Source organism: Paraburkholderia lebeckiae, assembly GCF_014201005.1.
Lineage (GTDB): Bacteria > Pseudomonadota > Gammaproteobacteria > Burkholderiales > Burkholderiaceae > Paraburkholderia > Paraburkholderia tuberum.
This window is the reverse complement of record NZ_JACHDK010000023.1, coordinates 12435-32327: the sequence shown is the minus strand read 5'-3', so window position 1 is coordinate 32327 and position 19893 is coordinate 12435. Positions and strand designations below refer to the sequence as shown.

14 protein-coding genes are annotated in these 19893 nt (G+C 66.3%); all 14 read left to right on the top strand.

From position 1 onward, the window contains the following. Positions 1-2: 2 nt before the first annotated feature. The 14 genes from tssH to HDG39_RS28830 all read left to right on the top strand — a co-directional run bounded on the left by tssH (position 3) and on the right by HDG39_RS28830 (position 19830). Positions 3-2789, top strand: coding sequence for a type VI secretion system ATPase TssH (gene tssH, locus HDG39_RS28895; RefSeq protein WP_184010861.1), 2787 nt, complete (start codon positions 3-5; stop codon positions 2787-2789). A gap of 23 nt (positions 2790-2812) precedes the next feature. Next, positions 2813-3202 carry a DUF4280 domain-containing protein gene (locus HDG39_RS28890; protein ID WP_018422989.1) on the top strand — a complete coding sequence of 130 codons (390 nt, stop codon included), beginning with the start codon at positions 2813-2815 and terminating at the stop codon, positions 3200-3202. A 1-nt stretch (position 3203) separates the two neighbouring features. Next, positions 3204-5195 (top strand): type VI secretion system Vgr family protein, encoded by a 1992-nt coding sequence (locus tag HDG39_RS28885; RefSeq protein ID WP_184010859.1) that lies wholly within the window; start codon positions 3204-3206, stop codon positions 5193-5195. Between the two features lie 31 nt (positions 5196-5226). Beyond that, complete coding sequence (gene tagH / locus HDG39_RS28880; RefSeq protein WP_184010857.1) at positions 5227-6960, top strand: type VI secretion system-associated FHA domain protein TagH; 1734 nt, start codon at positions 5227-5229, stop codon at positions 6958-6960. Between the two features lie 20 nt (positions 6961-6980). Continuing rightward, positions 6981-8315, top strand: coding sequence for a type VI secretion system baseplate subunit TssK (tssK, locus tag HDG39_RS28875; protein ID WP_184010855.1), 1335 nt, complete (start codon positions 6981-6983; stop codon positions 8313-8315). 23 nt (positions 8316-8338) lie between these two features. Beyond that, the gene (locus HDG39_RS28870) at positions 8339-9628 is read left to right on the top strand and encodes a DotU family type VI secretion system protein (RefSeq protein ID WP_184010853.1); all 1290 of its coding nucleotides are present in this window, start codon (positions 8339-8341) and stop codon (positions 9626-9628) included. A 46-nt stretch (positions 9629-9674) separates the two neighbouring features. Continuing rightward, a complete protein-coding gene (gene tssM / locus HDG39_RS28865) occupies positions 9675-13220 on the top strand; it encodes a type VI secretion system membrane subunit TssM (protein ID WP_184010851.1) in 3546 nt (1181 codons plus the stop codon). Beyond that, the gene (gene tagF, locus HDG39_RS28860; protein ID WP_184010849.1) at positions 13217-13933 is read left to right on the top strand and encodes a type VI secretion system-associated protein TagF; all 717 of its coding nucleotides are present in this window, start codon (positions 13217-13219) and stop codon (positions 13931-13933) included. Before tssM ends, tagF begins: the two co-directional genes overlap by 4 nt. Before the next feature lie 160 nt (positions 13934-14093). Beyond that, positions 14094-14699: an OmpA family protein gene (locus tag HDG39_RS28855; RefSeq protein WP_184010847.1), complete on the top strand. Its 606-nt coding sequence runs from the start codon at positions 14094-14096 to the stop codon at positions 14697-14699. Between the two features lie 21 nt (positions 14700-14720). Beyond that, positions 14721-15647 (top strand): hypothetical protein, encoded by a 927-nt coding sequence (locus HDG39_RS28850; protein ID WP_184010845.1) that lies wholly within the window; start codon positions 14721-14723, stop codon positions 15645-15647. Between the two features lie 53 nt (positions 15648-15700). Further along, positions 15701-16252 (top strand): DNA/RNA non-specific endonuclease, encoded by a 552-nt coding sequence (locus tag HDG39_RS28845; RefSeq protein WP_184010843.1) that lies wholly within the window; start codon positions 15701-15703, stop codon positions 16250-16252. Positions 16253-16357: 105 nt separating this feature from the next. Next, entirely contained in the window at positions 16358-17380 is a 1023-nt protein-coding gene (locus HDG39_RS28840) for a FecR family protein (RefSeq protein ID WP_184010841.1), read from the top strand. Between the two features lie 55 nt (positions 17381-17435). Then, positions 17436-18314, top strand: a complete 879-nt coding sequence (locus tag HDG39_RS28835; RefSeq protein WP_184010839.1) for a c-type heme family protein — start codon at positions 17436-17438, stop codon at positions 18312-18314. 40 nt (positions 18315-18354) lie between these two features. After that, positions 18355-19830, top strand: coding sequence for a serine/threonine-protein kinase (locus tag HDG39_RS28830; RefSeq protein ID WP_184010837.1), 1476 nt, complete (start codon positions 18355-18357; stop codon positions 19828-19830). The last annotated feature ends 63 nt before the right edge of the window (positions 19831-19893 follow it).

Here is a 19893-nt window from a genome sequence, read left to right as displayed (position 1 = left end):
AAATGGCCGAGATCAAACGGGCAGCGTTGTTCGGCAAGCTGAACAAGCTCGGATTCCGCGCAATCGAGAGCGCGAACGTGTTTTGCAAGTTGCGCGGCAATCCTTATATCGAGCTGTCGCACTGGTTCCACCAGATCCTGCAACTGCAGGACTCCGACCTGCACCGCATCATCAAACACTACGGGCTCGAGCCTTCCGCGTTGGCGCGCGATCTGACCGAAGCGCTCGACCGTCTGCCGCGCGGTTCGGCTTCGGTGACCGACATCTCGTCGCAAGTCGAGGAGGCGGTCGAACGTGGCTGGGTGTTCGGCTCGCTGATGTTCGGCGAGTCGCAGGTGCGCACCGGCCATCTGGTGGTCGGCCTCCTGAAGACGCCGTCGCTGCGCAACGGGCTCTACGGCATCTCGCGTCAGTTCGAGCGCATCAAGCTCGATTCGCTCGTCGACGAATTTCACGGCCTGCTGCGCGAGTCGCCGGAAGCGGCGCTGAGCGCGAGCGATGGTTTTCGGGCGGGCGGCGCGCAGCGCGAAGGCGGCGACGCGGACACCACGGGCGGCCCGGTGCCGGCCGCCGCGCTGGGCAAGCAGGAAGCGCTGCGGCGCTTCACCACCGATCTGACCGAACAGGCGCGCAACGGCAAGCTCGACCCGATCGTCGGGCGCGACGAGGAAATTCGCCAGGTGATCGACATCCTGATGCGCCGCCGCCAGAACAATCCGATCCTGACGGGCGAAGCGGGCGTCGGCAAAACCGCGGTGGTCGAAGGCTTCGCGCAGCGCATCGCGGCGGGCGACGTGCCGCCGTCGCTGCACGACGTGCAGTTGCGCACGCTCGACGTCGGTCTGTTGCAGGCGGGCGCGAGCATGAAGGGCGAGTTCGAGAACCGCTTGCGGCAGGTGATCGAGGAAGTGCAGGCGTCGGAAAAGCCGATCATCCTGTTCATCGACGAAGCGCACACGCTGGTCGGCGCGGGCGGGGCGGCCGGCACCGGCGACGCGGCGAATCTGCTGAAGCCGGCGCTCGCGCGCGGCACGCTGCGCACGGTGGCCGCGACCACGTGGGCCGAATACAAGAAGCACATCGAGAAGGACCCCGCACTGACGCGGCGCTTTCAGGTCGTGCAGGTCAGCGAGCCGGACGAGACCCGCGCGATCCTGATGATGCGGGGCGTCACCTCGACGATGGAGCAGCACCACAAGGTGCAGGTGCTCGACGAAGCGCTCGAAGCCGCGGTACGTCTGTCGCATCGCTACATTCCGGCGCGGCAGTTGCCCGACAAGGCGGTCAGCCTGCTCGACACCGCCTGCGCGCGCGTGGCGGTCAGCCAGCATGCGACACCGGCATCGGTCGACGATTCGCGCAAGCGGATCGTCGCGCTCGAAACCGAGCTGGCGATCATCGGCCGAGAAAGCGCGGTGGGCGTCGACACGCGGGAGCGTGAAGCCGCCGCGGCGGAAAAGCTCGCCGCCGAACAGGCGCGTCTCGCCACGCTCGACACCCGCTGGCAGGCGGAAAAACAACTGGTGACGCGGATTCTCGCGCTGCGCGCGCAACTGCGCGGCGAGACCGGCAAGGTGGAAGGCGCGGCGCAAGTCAGCCGCACGAACGAAGCGAACGAAGCGAACGAAGCTGCGAACGAAACGGTAGACGAAACAGCGGCCACCGGCGCGACTGACAACCTCGCCAGCGACACCGCGACGCGCGAAGCGCGGCTCGCCGAACTGCGCGAGTTGCAGGCGCAGCTCGCGCAGCATCAAGGCGAAGATCCGCTGATCCTGCCGACCGTCGACCAGCAGGCGGTCGCCTCCGTCGTGCAGGACTGGACCGGCATACCGGTGGGCCGGATGGTCCGCAACGAAATCGAAAACGTCCTGAAGCTCGCGGAGAACCTGAACCGGCGCATCATCGGCCAGGCTCATGCGACGGAGATGATCGCGCGGCGCATTCAGACTTCGCGCGCGGGTCTCGACAATCCGAACAAGCCGATCGGCGTGTTCATGCTCGCCGGCACCTCCGGAGTCGGCAAGACCGAGACCGCGCTGGCGCTCGCCGAGGTGCTGTATGGCGGCGAGCAGAACGTCATCACGATCAACATGAGCGAGTATCAGGAAGCGCATACGGTGTCGTCGCTGAAGGGCGCGCCGCCCGGCTACGTCGGCTACGGCGAAGGCGGCGTGCTGACCGAGGCGGTGCGCCGCCGTCCATACAGCGTGGTGCTGCTCGACGAGGTCGAGAAGGCGCATCCCGACGTCCACGAGCTGTTCTTCCAGGTGTTCGACAAGGGCTGGATGGAAGACGGCGAGGGCCGCGTGATCGACTTCAAGAACACGCTGATCCTGTTGACCACCAATGTCGGCACGGATCTGATCACGAGCCTGTGCAAGGACCCGGAGCTGATGCCGGAGCCGGAGGGTATTGCGAAAGCGCTGCGCGAGCCGTTGCTGAAGGTGTTTCCGCCGGCCTTGCTGGGGCGCGTCGTGGTCATTCCGTACTTTCCGCTGTCCGACGAGATGCTCGGCGCGATCATCCGGCTGCAGCTCGGCCGGATCGAGAAACGCGTCCGCGTGTCGCACAAGATTCCGTTCAGCTACGACGACGACGTCGTGAAGCTGATCGGCAGCCGCTGCACCGAACTCGAAAGCGGCGGACGCATGATCGACGCGATCCTGACCAACACGCTGTTGCCGCGCATCAGCACCGAGTTTCTGACGCGCATGATGAACGGCAGTCCGGTCACGAAAGTGCAGATCGGCGCGCGCGACGGCGAATTTCTCTATACGTTCGATTGATCGAAAGCGGAGGATGCCTTCTTATGCCGCAACAAGTCAGCATGGGCGCGACGCTGCAATGTTCGTTCGGCGCGGCTCCGTCGACGCTCGTGGTCTTGCCGGTCAACCGGGTGATGGGCGAAGGACCGCCCGCGGCCAACATCATGGATCACATTCCGCTCGTCAACATCATGCCGTTCGGCGTGTGCAGCTCGCCCGCCAATCCGACCGTCGCCGCCGCGACGGCGGCGGCGTTGGGCGTGCTGACGCCGATGCCGTGCATTCCGGCCACCATGACGCCGTGGACGCCGGGCGCGCCGACCGTGCTGCTCGGCAACCAGCCGTCGCTCGACAACGTGTCGACCTGCATGTGCAACTGGGGTGGCGTGGTCACGATCGTCAATCCGGCGACAGTCAAGACGATGATTCCGTGACATGACCACGCAAAACCCGAACCGACACGTCACCGTCAGTTGCGCGCCTGCCGGCGAGGATCTGCTGTTTCTGCATCTGAGCGGCACCGAGGAGTTGGGACGCCTGAGCGAATGGCGGCTCGATCTGCTTGGCAAGCGCAACGATCTGCAGGCCGGCGATCTGCTCGGGCATGACATCTCGATTGCGCTGTCGTTGCCGGAGGACGGCGAGCGGCAATTCAACGGGATCGTCACGGCGTTCCGGATCGTCGCACCGGGCGACAACACCCGCAACCGCATGGCGCGCTATGAAGCGGTGGTGCGTCCGCGGCTGTGGCTGCTCACGCGCGCGTCGCACAGCCGCTTTTTCCATGAAAAGAGCGTGCTCGACATCGTGACCGGCGTGCTGCAGGACTACAACATCGACGTCAGCAATAAATGCCAGGCGACCTATCCGCCGCTGCAGCACTGCGCGCAATACCGGGAGACCGATTTCGCCTTCGTGAGCCGCCTGATGGAGCACGAGGGCATGTACTACTACTTCGAGCACAAAGGGGGCAAGCACACGCTGGTGTTGACCGATTCGAGCGACGTTCACGGACCGACCGAACACTATGCGTCGATTTCATACGATGCGTGGTACGAGCCTTCGAACGAGAAGGAATGCGTGTATGCGTGGAGTTCGGGCGCGGAATTGCAGACCGGCAAGTACGAAGTCAACGACTACGATTTCGAAAAGCCCACGTTGAGCAATCAGCAAGGCCTGCTGTCGCGCGCGACGCGGCCGAAAGTGTACGATCCGCCGGTGTACGCGATGCAGGAACATCTGAGCGGCCACGCGCAGTCCAGCGATGGCGACCGCTATGCGAAGGTCGGCATCGAGATCCGTCAGGCGCGCAACGACAGCATTTCGGGCCGATCGAGCGCGCGCGGCATCTGGCCGGGCGGTCAGTTCAAGCTCGAAAATCACGCCTGCGATGCGCAGAACCACGAGTATCTGGTGGTCAGCGCCGCATACGAGATCAATTCGGATGTCTATGTGTCGACGGTGCGCCACGATCCTTCGCTGCCGCTCTTCGACTGCGCGTTCACCGCGTTGCGCAAGGAAAACCACTTCCGCTCTGAGCGGCTGACGCCCCAGCCGGTCGTGGCGGGCCCGCAGACCGCCATGGTGGTCGGCCCGGACGGCGAAGAAATCCTCACCGATAAATATGGCCGCATCAAAGTGCAGTTTCATTGGGAGCAGTTCGCTCCGCCGGCCAATGCCGACGCGCGCATGAAGCGGTGCTGGGTGCGGGTATCGCAGAGCTGGGCCGGCAAACGCTGGGGCACGTTCTTCTTGCCGCGAATCGGTCAGGAGGTGGTCGTCGAGTTCATCGAGGGCGATCCGAACCGGCCGCTCGTGACCGGTTGCGTCTACAACGCGAACACGATGCCGCCGTACGAACTGCCGGCCAATCAGATGTTCTCGACGCTGAAGAGCAATTCGACCAAGGGCGGCAGCGGTTTCAACGAAATGCGTTTCGACGACGACAAGGGCAGCGAGCAACTGTTCTTCCACGCCGAGAAGGACCACGAGACCTGGGTCAAGAACGACATGCTGAGTAACGTCGGCAACGACCGGCATCTGAAAGTGACCGGCAACGAGTTCGTGGCGACCACCGGCGCGCGCCACGACGCCGTGACGGGGGACCGGAACGACCAGGTCGATGGCAACGCGTCGCTGAAGGTCGGGCAGAAGTTGCAGGAAAAGGTCGGCATGGACTATGCGATCGACGCCGGCATGAATATCCACATCAAGGCGGGCATGAACATCGTGATCGAAGCGGGTGCGAGCATTACGCTGAAGGCGGGCGGCGCCTTCGTGGTGGTCGGGCCGGTCAGCGTGGCGGTGTCGGGCACACCGATCCTGCTCAATTCGGGCGGCTCGGCGGGCTCCGGCAGCGGCTCGTCACCGACCGCGCCGAGCGCGCCCAAAGACGCCGACGACGGAACCAAAAAAATCAAATCGTGAGTGATGCACCTGACCGCTCGTGGGGAGCCAAGTGAACTATCCGATTCTTTCGCTGCGGGTTGCGCGATTCAACGACGAGACGCTGGCCGAGCCGATCGCGATTGCGTTCGGCCCTGCCGGAGGCACGATTGGCCGGGCCAACGACTGCACGCTGGTGCTGCCCGATCAACAACGCGCGATCTCGCGCGTTCACGCGCGCGTCGAGTTTCGCGGCGGCGATTATCTGCTGTGCGATCTGGGCAGCAATCCGAGCGTGCTGAATCAGCGCGCGTTGGGCGGCACGCGCGAGGCGCGGCTCGCGGACGGCGACCGTCTGCTGATCGGTCCGTATCTGCTCGAGGTGTCGATCGGCGAGCAGGCGGCCGGCGTGCGCGGTCTGACGGGCGGGCGTGATCCGCTGAGTGCCGCGCAGGTGCTCAGTGGACCGTTGCCGGCCGATTCGCAAGGCGACGCGTTGCAGATGGGCGCGCTCGATCCACTCGGGCAGCCGGGCTTCGGCGAACCGCAGCGGATCTCGTCGGGTCCGGGCTTTGCGGGCTCGGAGAGCGATCATGTGTCGCCGGAGTTGCAGGCGTTTTCGGCGCCGCAAGCGTCCCGGCCCGATCCCGGCCGGCCTGCCACACCCACGGGGGGCATTCCGGCGGACTACGACCCGCTCGCGGATGCGTTGGCGCAATGGGAAACCCCCGGGCAGCCGGGCAGCGGCTCGCCGGCCGCGCCGCATCCTTCGCACGAGTTGCCGGGATGGCCCACTGCGCCCGCGCCTTTGGGCGGCCCGACCGGCTTGCCGCCGGGATTGCTCGATCCCGGCGCGGCAGGGTCGGCGGCGACACCGTTCGATGATCTGTTCGGGATACCGACGACGCCGTCGACGCAGTTTGCGCCGTCGACCCCTTTGGCTCCCGTGGTGCCGGTGGTCGTGCCGGTGGTCGCGCCGCAGGCCGCCACCGCGCGGGTCGCTGTGCCTGCCGCGGCGCCGGGGCCGTCGTCCGCTGCGCAGCCCGCTTTGGAGCCCGTTGCGCAGCAGCTTGAGCAGCCGGCCCCGTCCGCGGGCCCGATCACGTCAGCGCCTGCCGCGCCAGCGCCGACCGCCCAGCCGGCCCCGGTTCGGCACCCGGCCGCCGCCACTTCCGCGAGCCAGAACCCGGCCACCCTGCAGGCGCTGCTCGAAGGCCTCGGCCTCGATCCATCGCGCGCGCCGAACCTGCCCGAAGCGGAGTTCGCGCGTCTGATCGGCACGATGCTGCGCGACGCGCTGCGCGGCACGATGGGCGTGCTGCGCGCGCGCTCGATGACCAAACGCGAAGCCCGTCTCGACACGACGATGATCGTCGCGCGCGACAACAATCCGCTCAAGTTTTTCCCGGACGTCGACAGCGCGCTGGCGCAGATGCTGACTGGCCGCTCGGCCGGTTATCTGCCGCCCGACGAGGCGCTCAGGCGCGCCTTCGGCGATATCGAGGCGCACGAGCTCGCGGTGCTCGCCGGCATGCGCGCGGCGCTCGCGCACGTGCTCGGACGCTTCGATCCCGCTTCGATCGAAGCGCAGCTGAAAGACCCCGGCGCGCTCGAAAAAGTGCTGTCCAACCGCAAGGCGAAACTGTGGGATCTGTTCGTCGAATTGCAGGGCGCCGTCGCGCGCGAAGCCGACGACGACTTCCAGAGGCTCTTCGGTCAGGCGTTCAATGACGCATACGAGGCCCAGATCGACGAACTGCGCGCGGCCCGCGAGCGGCAGCCGAAGCATCCCGCCGATCCCACCTAGAAACGTTTGAACGAGACAACATGTCCTGGAACAGCAAAGTCATCTGGTCGGAGGGGATGTTTCTGCAGCCCCAGCATTTGCAGCAGCACGACCGCTATCTGCAGCGGCAACTGGAGACGCGCGCCGCCGGCCTGCGTCCGTACAGTTGGGGCTTTACCGCGCTGGAGATCGACGAGTCGCTGCTCAAGCTCGGCAAGCTCGCGCTGCTGTCGTGCTCCGGCGTGATGCCGGACGGCACACCGTTCGATCTGCCCACCGACGATGACTTGCCCGAGCCGCTGGAGATTCCCGAAGGCACGCGCAACGTGCTGGTCCAACTGGCGCTGCCGGTGCGCAGGCCGGGCGTCGCCGAAACCGGCAACGAAGCCAGCGAGGAGAATTTCGCGCGACACCGTGTCGCCGAATTCGACGTCAGCGACAGCAACGATCCGAATGCCGGCGCGGCGTTGCTGCAGATCGGCAAACTGCGCGTGCGTCTCGCGCTCGCCCCCGAAGTGGCGAATGCCTACACCGCGCTCGGCGTCGCGCGCGTGCTCGAGCGTCTGCCCGACAACCGCGTCGTGCTCGAAAACGACTACAGCCCGCCGTGTCTCGACTATCGGGTGGCGCGCCGTCTCGCGGCGTTCGTCGACGACCTCGTGGGCCTTCTGCATCAACGCGGTGAAGCGCTGGCCGGACGCCTTGCACAGCCCGGCGTGACGGGTGTCGCGGAAGTGGCCGATTTCCTGTTGCTGCAGTTGATCAATCGCCACGAGCCGCTGGCTGCGCATCTCTCGACGATGACCGGTCTGCATCCCGAGGCGCTGTACCAGGTGGCGGTGCAGTTGGCCGGCGAGCTGGCGACCTTCAGCCAGGCGTCGAAGCGGCCGCCGGCGTATCCGGTGTATCGCCATGAGTGGTTGCGCGAAACCTTCGCACCGGTGATCGACGACATTCGCGCGTCGCTGAGCATGGTGATGGACCCGCACGCCGTGGCGATCCCGCTCGAAGAGCGCAAGTTCGGCTTGCGCGTGGCGATCGTGCCGGACAAGACGCTGTTTGCCGGCGCCACCTTCGTGCTCGCGGTGCGCGCGCAAATGCCGGCCGAGCACATCCTGACCGGCTTCGCGCCACAGGTGAAGATCGGCCCGATCGAACGCATTCGCGATCTCGTCAATCTGCAATTGCCGGGCGTCGGCCTGCGCGCGTTGCCCGTGGCGCCCCGGCAACTGCCGTTCCATGCGGGCTTTACCTACTTCGAACTCGATCGCGGCAACGAACTGTGGAAGCAGTTCGCGAATTCCGCGGGCATGGCGTTGCACGTCGCCGGCGACTTTCCCGGACTGACGATGGAGTTCTGGGCAATTCGCCGCTGATGCATTGATTGAGGAAGTTCACCGTGAGTCCAGACGAACCGCGTGGCCCCGCCGACGATCCCGGCGCGACGATTCTGATTCCGACACCGGGCGGCGCGCGGGCGGCGTTCATGGCGGCCGCGGCAACGCCCGCGCCGATGCTGCCCGCCGGCGGCGGTCTGAATCCGCTGTTGCGCGCGGCCAACCCGCTGATCGAACTGGCGCTGCCGTTGCGGCAGTTGCCGACCCATCCGAATGTGGAAGACCTGCGCAACCAGCTGATGCAAATGGTGCGCAACTTCGAGACGCAAGGCCGCGCCAACGGCATCGACGACGAGAAGCTCGGCGCCTCGCGCTATTGCCTGTGCACGTTCCTCGACGAAGCGATCGCCAGCACGCCGTGGGGGGCGGGCTTGTGGGGCAGCCGCAGTTTGCTGGTGACGTTCCACAACGAGGCCTCGGGTGGCGAGCGCTTTTTCCTGATCCTGCAGCGTCTCGCGCAGAACCCCGCGGCCAATATCGACGTGCTCGAATTGATCTACGTGATTCTCGGCCTCGGTTTCGAAGGACGTTACCGTCTGATCGACGGTGGCCGCACGCAGCTCGACACGATCCGCGAACGCCTCGAACAGATGATTCGCGGCCAGCGCGGCGCGGCCGAACGCGATCTGTCGCCGCACTGGCTGCCGGTCAAGGTCGAACGCAAGCCGTTGCTGCAACTCGTGCCGTTGTGGGTGGCGGCGGCAATCGCCTGCCTCGTGCTGGTGATCGTCCATCTGCTGTTGAGCTTCAGGCTCAACGACATGTCCGACCGTGTGTTCGAAGCGCTGCACGGCATCCGCGTCGCGCCGGCTCCGGTGCTTGCGTCGAAGCTGGCGGCGGCGCCCAAACCTGCGCCGAAGCTATCGCAGTTCCTCGCGCCTGAAATTGCCCAAGGCCTCGTGCGTGTCTCGGAGTTGCCCGACCGGACTGTCGTCACGATCAATGGCGACGGCCTGTTCGGCTCGGGCAGCGCCGATCTGGCCGCGGGTTTCGTCCCGCTCATCCAGCGTATCGGCGACGCGTTGAAGGAAGTGCCGGGCAACGTGGTGGTCGCGGGTCACACAGACAGCCAGCGAGTCTTGTCCGCGCGCTTCCCGTCGAACTGGCATCTGTCGCAGGCGCGCGCCGAAGCGGTGCGCGACATGCTCGCGTCGCGGGCCGGCAACCCCGCCCGCTTCAGCGCCGAAGGGCGCGGCGACGCCGAGCCGATCGCACCGAACGACACCGCCGCGAATCGCGCGCGCAACCGCCGTGTCGATATCACGGTGCTGGCGCCGGGAGCGGCATCGTGAAGGCCTTCGGGATGAGTCCGTCGCGGGTGGCGCAGGGGAGCCGGATATGAAAATCTTTGGCTGGCTCAGACGAGCCATCGTGCTGTCGTTGCTCGGCGTGCTCGCGCTGTCGCTGATCGTGTGGGTCGAGGGGCCGCTCGTCGCGTACGCGGGTCATGAGCCGCTCGAAAGCAACAGCAGCCGCTGGGCCGTGATCATCGTGTTGCTGCTGATGTGGGCGGTGTACTGGAGCGTGCGCTGGATCGCGGTGCGTCTCGCCAACATCAAGTTCACTCGCGTGGTCGCAGAGGGACCGGCCGAACCCGCGCCCGGCAAGAAAGAATCCGAGGCCGACGTCGCCGCGTTGAAGCAGCGTTTCGAAGCCGCCATGGCGACCTTGCGCAAGGCGCGGGTCAAGGGGCGCTTCGGTAGTCAGTACGTGTACCAGTTGCCGTGGTACATGTTCGTCGGCGCGCCCGGCACGGGCAAAACCACCGCGCTGTTGAACTCCGGGCTCAAGTTTCCCCTCGCCGAGCGGCTCGGCAAGCAGTCGATCGGCGGCGTGGGCGGCACGCGCAATTGCGACTGGTGGTTCACCGACGATGCGGTGCTGCTCGATACCGCGGGCCGCTTCACCACCCAGGATAGTTTCGCCGAAGCCGATCAGGCCGCGTGGGCCGGCTTCCTGCAACTGCTGCGCAAGTATCGGCCGCGCCGGCCGCTGAATGGCGTCATCGTGGCCTTGTCGACGCGCGACCTGCTGCAACTGTCCGACACGCAACGCGCGCAGCAGGCGCAAGCCGTGCGCGAGCGTCTCAGGGAACTGTACGGCAAGCTCGGCATGCGTTTTCCGGTCTACGTGATCGTGACCAAATGCGATCTGCTCGCGGGTTTCGCGGAATTCTTCGACGACCTCGGCCGCGACGAGCGCGAACAGGTCTGGGGCATGACGTTCCCGTTCACCGAGCGAGGCTCACCGGACGACGCACTGGCCGCATTTCCCGCCGAATTCGACGCGCTGGAAAAGCAGCTGCAAGCCCGCGTGCTGAACCGTATGCAGCGCGAGACCGATGTGCGCCGGCGTGCGCTCGTCTATGGATTTCCGCAGCAGTTCGCGGGGCTGCAAGCCGCACTGAAAAGCTTTCTCGACGAAACCTTCAGTACCTCGCGCTTCGAGGAGTCCGCGTTGCTGCGCGGCGTGTATTTCACGAGCGGCACCCAGGAAGGCCGGCCGATCGATCGCGTGATGAGTGCGGTGGCCTCGGCGCTCGGCTTCCAGCAACAGGTCGTGTTGCCCGACCCGGCGAGCGGGCGCGCTTACTTCATCACGCGGCTGCTGCGCGGCGTGATCTTCGAGGAAGCCGGACTCGCGGGCGTGAACCAGAAGCTGGAGCGGCGCCGCGCCTGGTTTCAGCGCGCCGCGCTGGCGGCGATCGGCATCGTCACGGTGCTGGCGCTGGTTCTGTTCTTCGTCAGCTATCAACGCAATCGCGCTTACGTCGCCGATGTTCGACAGCACGTTGCCGAGTTGCAGAAGCTCGCGCAGACCACCCAGCCGGGCGACAACCCGCTTGCGCTGCTGCCGCTGCTCAATGCCGCGCGCGACCTTCCCGGCGGTTACGCGGACCGCGACAGGAGCGTGCCGTGGCTGTCGCGCCTCGGCCTTTATCAAGGCGACAAGCTCGGCCTCGAAGCGCAGACCAGTTATCGGCGGCTGTTGCGGCAGACCCTGTTGCCTCTGGTCGTGAGCCGCATGGAAGAAGAATTGCGCCGCGGTGACGCGAACAATCCCGACTTCCAGTATGAAGTCTTGCGCGCATATCTGATGCTGGGCGATTCGCTGCACTTCGACGCCGACTCGGTGCGCTTGTGGGCCGATATCGATTGGCGCCGCGGGCCGTTGCGCGATGCCAGCGACGATCAACGCAACGATCTCGACGGCCATCTCGCCGCGCTGTTCCAGCCGGCGCGCTTCGATGCGTCGCTGCCGCTCGACAAGGATCTGATCGCGCAGGCGCGCGCGACGCTCGCCAAAATGCCGCTGACGCAGCGTCTGTTCAACCGCGTCAAACGCGATCTCGAACAGAGCAGACTGCCGGAGTTCAGCGTCGCCGACGCGGCCGGGCGCAATGCCGCGCTGGTGCTCGTGCGCAAGAGCGGCGCGCCGTTGACGCGCGGTGTTACAGGCGCGTACACGCGGGCCGGCTATCAGAAGTTCGGCCAGTTGCGCGACGCGGCGGTGATCGATATCGCGAAGGACGATTGGGTGCTCGGCCGTCAGGAATCGGTATTGACGCTGAACGGTATCGAGGATCTGAAGGCGGGCATCACCCGGCTTTACTACGACGAGTACATCCGCCAGTGGGACGCGTTGCTCAACGATATCGACGTGGTGCCGTTCGACGGCGTGCAGCAGGGGGCACGCGTGGCGAATGTGCTCGCGGCTCCCGACTCGCCGCTGCGCTCGCTGATGCTGGCCGCGGCGCAGGAAACCACGCTGGGCAGCACCAAAACGGGCGGTTCGCTGACGGAGCAGGGCGTTGCCGCGTTGACCAACAAGCTCGATGCGGCGAAAAAGCGCCTCGAGAGCGCGCTCGGCAACCAGCCGGAAGACGCGGCACCGCCCGCGCCGGCCGAACTCAATCCGGTCGACGCGCATTTCCAGGCGCTGCACGAACTGGCCGGCAAACCCGGCGCACCGGGCCCGGCTCCGCTGGACGCGCAACTCGCCGCGCTGAAGGACGCCGCGACCTATCTGGAAGCCGCGGACTCGGCGCGCCGTCAGGGCTTGCCGCCGCCGCCCGGCGATGCGTTGAACAAGCTCAAGCTGGTGGCCCAGGGGTCGCCGCCGCCGCTCGCGACAGTGGCCACCAGCGTCGCGAGCGGGGCGGGGTCGCTGATGGTGGGCGGCGAGCGGGCGCGCCTGAATGCGTTGTGGCAGGCGAACGTGGCGCAGCTGTGCCGGCAGGCGCTCGACGGTCGCTATCCGCTCGTGCGCGGCTCGACGCGCGACGTCGCGCCCGACGATTTCGGCAGGCTGCTGAGCCCAGGCGGCCTGATCGACGATTTCTTCCAGAAGAATCTGGCAACGATGGTCGACATGTCGGGACCGCAGTGGAAATGGCGCAGCGGCGTCGATACGCTCGGCATCCCGGTCGACGTGCTCGGCCAGTTCCAGCGCGCCGCGCAGATCCGCGACGCGTTCTTCCGGGCCGGCGGCCGAGACGTGTCGGTGCGCTTCACGGTGAAGCCGCTCACCATCGATCCATCGATTACCCAGTTCACGCTCGACATCGATGGGCAGCAAATGGTCGTCAAACCCGACGCGCCGCAATCGATGGTGTTCCAGTGGCCGAGCGGCAAGGGCACCGGCCAGGCGCACGTCGAGTTCACGCCGGCGGGCAGCGCACCGGCGGCGCGCGCCGACGGACCTTGGGCACTGCTGCATCTGATGGACGATGCGCGTCTGCAACCCACCGCGCAACCCGACCGCTTTCGCCTGAGCTTCGACTCGGATGGCCGGCGCGCGGAGTTCGAACTGGCAGCCAGCAGCATCGTGAATCCGTTTCGCCGTGCCATGCTCGAACAGTTTCGCTGTCCGGATCGGCTATGAGCGGCGAGCTTGCGCAGGAGCGGACATCCGGGCCCGGCTTCTTCGGCAAGGTGCGCACGCATGGCGACTTCGTGGGACGGCGCTTGCCAGTCGAGTTCGCCACGCGTTGGGACGAGCGCTTGCAGGAAGGCATGTTGCTCTCGCGGCAGCGCTTTGGCGCGCAGTGGCTGGAACTGTATCTGAATGCCCCGGTGTGGTGTTTCGCGCTGGGCGCGGGTCTGTATGGCCCGAGCGCGTGGGCGGGCGTTCTGACGCCGGGCGTGGACCGTGTGGGGCGCTATTTTCCGTTCACGATCGCCGAGGCGATCGACGGCGCCGAACTCGCACGGCGACTGGCCGATGCGCAAGGATGGTATGACCGCCTGGTGGCGCTCGCATTGTCGACACTGACGCAGGAATTCGCCCTCGATGCTTTCGACGCGGCGTTGCGAGCCGAGAGCCTGTTCAACGGGGATCGCGCATCGACGCCGTGGCGGCTCGCCATCCCTGATGCAGCCGACGGCGGATTCGCCGCCTTGCTCGAACAGACCGTCGCAATGGGACACGCGGTCTGGTGGAGCGACGGATCACCCGCCGTGCCGGCTTCGGCGAGGGTTTCCGTGGGCACGACGACCGGCTTGCAGTTTGCGAGTCTGCTCGACGTCGGCACGCAAGAGTGGGATTCGGTGATCGACGTAATTGTGAACCCGGGCGCACAGCAACGGCATCACTGACGTCGCCGCCGCGGGCAAGGGTAAGCGTTTCAAATTGACTTCCCATCATTCGTCTTTAAAGGATGAGGCTGTCATACGCCGGTTCCCGCCGGTGTTCGCCGACGGTCCGTAAAGGGGCGCTGGCGGCCTCACCGCAACTCCATTCTGCGGAGATCGCCGTATGTCTCGCCTGACCCCTCCGTCTTCCGCACGACGCATTGCGGGCGGCGTTCTGTCCGCCACGCTGTGCTTGCTCGCATTGCTGTGCACGGCCTCGCGCGCCGCCGAACCGGTCCTGAACGAGCAGGACATCAACGAGCAGTCGGTGACGCGCGCGCTCGAGCCCGACCAGTCGAGCGAGTCGGGCGAGAACGTCGTGACGCGCGGCTTCGTGCTGTCGAACAAGCCGCCGTCCGCCGCGCCGCGCCCCGCGCCCGCTAGAAAACCCGCCGCGCAAATCCTGATCACGTTCGCCACCAATTCGGCCACGCTCACCGACAGCGCGAAGGCCGCGCTCGACAAGGTCGCCGGTGCATTGCAGTCGGAGAAACTCGCGGCGTACCGGTTTCGCGTCGAAGGGCATGCCGATCCTCGCGGGTCGCCCGATGCCAACATGAAGCTCTCCGAAGACCGTGCGGCCGCGGTGGTCGAATATCTGACGCGGAAAGACGGCATCGCGGCGGAGCGGCTATCGTCGCTCGGCAAAGGTTCCTCCGATCCGTTGAACAAGCGCAATCCGACGGCGCCCGAGAACCGTCGGGTGACGATCGTCACGGTCACGGATTAGGCGCTTTCGAGGTTGCCGCCGATGACACGTTATCGCGTGTATTGCGACGTGGCGACGGGCGCGGCGCTGCTGTTCGCGTGCGTCGCCACGATCGCGCTCGCCGCGGGTCCGCAGGACTCGAACAACGCCGCCGACAGACCCGCGGCCGTCGACGACGACACCGGAGCGGTGCGCTTGCCGCTTGCCCGGCTCGCCGCCGCGTTGGCCCCCGACGCGCGCCTGCAACTGTTCACCGTGACGGACCAACCCGGCCTCCATGTGATGCAGGCGGCCAGCCTGGAGCAACAGGGCGCGATGTTCACGCGCGTGGTGGCATTGCTCGAACGCCGCGATATGCCGCGCGACCGCGTGGTGTCGGCGGCGGCCATCGCGGCTCACGCGCGGCGCTTTGGCACCGACCCCGCCGGGCTGACGGCGGGCAACAACTTCAGCACGGAGGAGTTGACGCATTTTTTCGAACTCGCGCGCGAGCAGGGCGTGGTGCTGAACCAGGGCGAGCAGATGTTGCAGACGATTCTCTTGCGATGGCGTTTGATTCGCCAGGAGCAGGGAATCTGGAAAGCGGCGAACGCACACGATTTTCTGATCACCATTCCCGGGCTGGGTCGCGCGCGAGGCGGCGAGACGATCGACGCCACCGTCAGGGCCGCGATCCTCAGTCACGAATTGGGCCATTGGCAGTACTTTTCGGACGGCGCATACGCACATGCGTGCCGCGCGTTCTGGTGGCAGGTATTGAGCTTCGAGGAGCGCGCGGAGTTGACCCGGCAACTGGAGAATCTCGGCTACGACCCGAGCGACCGGATCGTGATCGATGAGATGCAGGCCTATTTGCTGCATACGCCCGCGCGTTATATGCCGATCATCGACACGCCGGGACCTGGCGGCGTCGATGTCGGCAAGGTGCGGCGGCGCTTGCAGGAGGCGGTCGCGAGAGCGGGCGGATAGCAAGGACGAAGCGAGTCGCGCGAACCGCGCGACACACGCTGTCGAGGTGACGCATGACGGATTACGCAGAACTCAACCGCATTTTGCCGCGCCTGTCGCACGCGCATGCGACCGCTGCGTTTAGCGACGAGGTGGCCCCGCTGCTGGTCGCCCTGTGGGCTGACGATTATGTTCGGCGCGTGGCATCGTGCGAATTGCTCGAAACTTGCGTGGGCCAGTTTTCATATCTGTTCGATATGACGACCGAGCGCCTCATTGCAGCGTGGGGAATCAGTCAGGGAAAGAGTACGGTGCCGCGCAAGGAAATCGCGACACGGATGCGCGGACATCCGCTCGCCAACGGCGGGACCTATCACCGGGGGCACGCCATTCCGCACACGCTCGGCGGCTCGACCGATATCAACCTCGTGCCTCAGCTGGGCAAGATCAATTCGGGGCCGTTCCAGGCGTTGGAACGACTGGCGGTCAGCCATGCGGGAGCGCTTTACTTCACCTACTGGCTGTACGGGCCGGGCAATAGTCAGGTGCCCGTTGGCGTGGAGCAGGGGCTTCTGATGCCGGGGGCGACTGCGTGCACGTTCAAGCTGGCGACGTTTGGGAATTGAGGCAAGCGGGAAATACGCCGTGTGTCGGCCTTCGTCGGTGAACCCCTCGACGAATCGGACCATCTACGATAAACAGTACCGCAGACACCGACGTAACGGACCCCGATGATGCCATCCGCTCGCCGTTTCCTCGTCATGCTGGCGTCAGCCTTCCTGCGCGCACGCGCGGGCGGCGCGCTGGCGCTGTTTGCGTCGGCGGTGCCGCTCGCCCACGCGGACGTCGTCGTCTCGTTCGCCGAGAGTCCGGTGTCGGTGATTCGCGGCGCCTCGCTGTATCGGACGGGCGAAGGCGCCAGGCTGCGCGACGACGACATCATCGAAACCGACGCCGGCAAATCCGCGCAACTCGAAGACAGTGCGGGGACGCTGATCGCTCTCGGGCCGCAAACGCAAATACTGCTCAAAACGCCGTCGGCGCCGCAAAACGCAGTGGTGGGACCGCTGCGAATCACGATGCTGAGCGGCTGGCTCAAGGTTGGCTGCAACGTGAGCGCAGGCGCGCAACCGCCGCTGTCGATCGAGCTTCACGGCCTCGACATCAAACCTTCAGGCAATGGTCCGTGGTCGGTCGTCGCGACGACCACCGGCGAGCGCGCCGCAATCTTCGCGGAGTCTGGGGATGACGAGATCGTCGTCGTTCGCGCCCCTGCCCAGGTGCCCAGGCAAATCCTGCACGCGGGCCAGTACCTCGAGCGACATGCCGACGGGCCCCTGCGCGCGCAAGCGCGGCCATCCGCGGAGTTCATCGGCGCGATGCCGCCGGGCTTTCGGGACCCGCTGGTCGGGGTGGCGGGACGGCTCGCGAGCAGGCACGAACTTGCCGCGCCACTGCGCGCCGTCGATTACGCCGACGTCTCCGACTGGCTCACGAGCAGCGTCAGCGAGCGTGCCACCTTCGTCAAACGCTTTGTGCCGCGCCTGAAGACAGCGGCCTTCCGCGCGCAGGTCGACACCCATCTGGACGTTCTGCCGGAATGGCGGCCGATTTTGCATCCGCCGCCGCCACGCCCGGCGAGCGAGCCACACAAAAGGCCCGCGCAAGCGCCGCCGCTGGCGCGTCCGGAATCCGGCGCCGGATCGTTGTACCGGGACAAACCCACGCCGGACGACGCCGACGACGCGCATTGACATACCATGCACCACCAGGCGTTGACTCCCTTGCAACCATTCGCGTGGAGCGTCCATGAACCTGTCGTTGACTCTGAAATTCAATCTCGCCTTCCTCGTTGTATTCGCCGCGGGATTCGCCGCGACGGGTTTCGTGGCCGACCGGGTGTTGCAGGAAAACGCGGTGCAGACAACCGTGCGCGACGCGAGCCTGATGATCGAAGCCGCTACCGCAGCGCAGAACTACACGTCCGATCAGGTGACGCCGCTGCTTGCCACGCAGATCAAATACGCGTTCGTCCCGCAGTCGATTCCCGCGTATTCCGCCGTCGAGAGCCTGCTCGCGATCCAGAAGAAGTTTCCGGGCTTCTCGTACAAGAGCGCGATGCTCGATCCGACCAACCCGCGCGACCGCGCCACGGACTGGGAGACCGATGTGATCCGGCGCCTGCATGACCACCCCGAATTGCCCGAACTGATTGGCGAACGCGCGACGCCGTCGGGCCCCAGCCTGTACATCGCGCGGCCCACCCGCATCGACTCGGCCGCGTGCCTCGAATGCCACAGCACGCCCAGCGCGGCGCCGCGCACGATGATCGACAAATACGGGCCGGCGAACGGCTTCAACTGGCCCCTGCATGAGACGATCGGCGCGCAGGTCGTATCCGTGCCGATGTCGCTGCCGCTGGGACAGGCGCACAGCGTCTGGCGCACGTTCATGCTGTCGTTCGCCGCGGTGTTCGGATGCGTGCTGATCGCGCTGAACCTGATGGTGCATTTCCTCGTGACGAAGCGGCTCAAGGCTTTGTCGCGCGCGGCCGACGAAGTCAGCCTCGGCAAGCTCGACACCGCATCGTTTTCGACGCGCGGCGGCGACGAAATCGCCTCGCTCGCGGTCTCGTTCAACCGCATGAAAACGAGTCTCGTCGAAGCGCTGCGGATGCTGGGAGCGTAAGCTGGCGTGATCGGCCAGGCGCCCCTCGACCGGAACCCGAATGAGCAACGAAGCAACGCCTACGCGCATTGGCAAGTACCGCATCGACCGCGTGCTGGGGACGGGCGCCATGGGCGTCGTCTATCTCGCCTTCGACCCGCACCTCGAAAGACCGGTGGCGCTGAAAACCGTGCGTCGTGAACTGCTCGCCGGCGAGGACACGAGTGGCGACATGCTGCTGCGTTTTCGCAACGAGGCACGCGCGGCCGGTCGGCTCGCGCATCCGAACATCGTCACTGTCCACGATTTCGGCGAAGACGGCGATACGGCTTATATCGTGATGGAGTACGTCGCCGGGCATGGCCTCGATACATTGCTGGTGCCGGGCCACGCGTTGCCGCTGTCGGACGCTTTCCACTGGCTCGCGCAACTGCTCGCCGCGCTCGCGTATGCGCATGAGGCCGGCGTCGTGCACCGCGATATCAAGCCCGCGAATCTGCTCGTCACGGCGGCGGGGCTTCTGAAGGTCGCCGATTTTGGCGTCGCGCGCATCGGCTCATCCGCCACCTCGTCCGGGTGGATGATCGGCACGCCGAGCTACATGTCGCCCGAGCAGTTCGAGGGCGAATCGGTCGATGCCCGCGCGGACCTGTTCTCGGCCGGCGTCGTGCTGTACCGCATGCTGACCGGCCGCCAGCCGTTCGTCGGCTCGCCGGCCACGATCAGGCAGAAGATCATCAAAGATGCGCCGGCCCGGCCATCGGAAATCGTCTCCGCGTTGCCGCCGGCGCTCGACGCGATGGTCGCGAAAGCACTCGCGAGGCGGCCGGACGACCGCTTCGGTTCGGCCGCGCAATGGCTCGCGAGCTTGAGGTCATTGGCTGTCTCACTGGCGGCGGCCGACGATGACCGGACTATCGTGACGCCTTCCGCGTATTGGTCCGCGTCCGCTTCCTTGCCAGCGCATGCGACGGGCGTCGGCCCCGCACCTATGCCCGTGCCTTCGGCGCCGCCGAGTTGGCCGCCTGCGCCGAGTTGGCCGCCTGAGATGCTCGCGCGCATCGAACGCCAACTCGCGACCCAGATGGGCCCGCTCGCGAGCCTTCTGGTGCGACGCGCGGCCACCCAGGCGAACGACCTGCCGACGCTCGGCGCGCAGCTGGCGGCGGCGTTGCCGGACACGGCGCGGCTCGAATTCGAGCAGGCCTTCGCGCGGCTGACGGCTGGCTTGCCCGATATGTCGATGGTGACCTCGTCATCGCCGGGCTCACGCGTCGCGACGTCTGCCGCAAAGGTATCGGCTGTATCGCCCGCGAGCGCCGCGGGCACGTCAGCAGACAGTGCGATCGATCAGGCCAGCATCGATGCCGTCGCCGTAAAACTGGCCGTCTATCTGGGCCCGATCGCGAAGATGATCGCCAGTCGCGAGGCGCGGCACGCAGCGAATTTCGACGAATTCGTCCAGCGGGTCGAGGACTGCATCACCGACCCCGCGCAACGCGGTCGATTCCGGCGCGATGTCGAGTCATCCAGTTAGCCCATAGCGCCGACGGAGAGGCCTCCGTCATCGTATGTAGGTCGAGGCCGCCAATCGCGGATT

Bases quoted from the DNA above. Each gene is read 5' to 3' on its own strand.
- tssH (WP_184010861.1), top strand. From the start codon at position 3: ATGGCCGAGATCAAACGGGCAGCGTTGTTCGGCAAGCTGAACAAGCTC.
- HDG39_RS28890 (WP_018422989.1), top strand. From the start codon at position 2,813: ATGCCGCAACAAGTCAGCATGGGCGCGACGCTGCAATGTTCGTTCGGC.
- HDG39_RS28885 (WP_184010859.1), top strand. From the start codon at position 3,204: ATGACCACGCAAAACCCGAACCGACACGTCACCGTCAGTTGCGCGCCT.
- tssK (WP_184010855.1), top strand. From the start codon at position 6,981: ATGTCCTGGAACAGCAAAGTCATCTGGTCGGAGGGGATGTTTCTGCAG.
- tssM (WP_184010851.1), top strand. From the start codon at position 9,675: ATGAAAATCTTTGGCTGGCTCAGACGAGCCATCGTGCTGTCGTTGCTC.
- tagF (WP_184010849.1), top strand. From the start codon at position 13,217: ATGAGCGGCGAGCTTGCGCAGGAGCGGACATCCGGGCCCGGCTTCTTC.
- HDG39_RS28855 (WP_184010847.1), top strand. From the start codon at position 14,094: ATGTCTCGCCTGACCCCTCCGTCTTCCGCACGACGCATTGCGGGCGGC.
- HDG39_RS28850 (WP_184010845.1), top strand. From the start codon at position 14,721: ATGACACGTTATCGCGTGTATTGCGACGTGGCGACGGGCGCGGCGCTG.
- HDG39_RS28845 (WP_184010843.1), top strand. From the start codon at position 15,701: ATGACGGATTACGCAGAACTCAACCGCATTTTGCCGCGCCTGTCGCAC.
- HDG39_RS28840 (WP_184010841.1), top strand. From the start codon at position 16,358: ATGATGCCATCCGCTCGCCGTTTCCTCGTCATGCTGGCGTCAGCCTTC.
- HDG39_RS28835 (WP_184010839.1), top strand. From the start codon at position 17,436: ATGAACCTGTCGTTGACTCTGAAATTCAATCTCGCCTTCCTCGTTGTA.
- HDG39_RS28830 (WP_184010837.1), top strand. From the start codon at position 18,355: ATGAGCAACGAAGCAACGCCTACGCGCATTGGCAAGTACCGCATCGAC.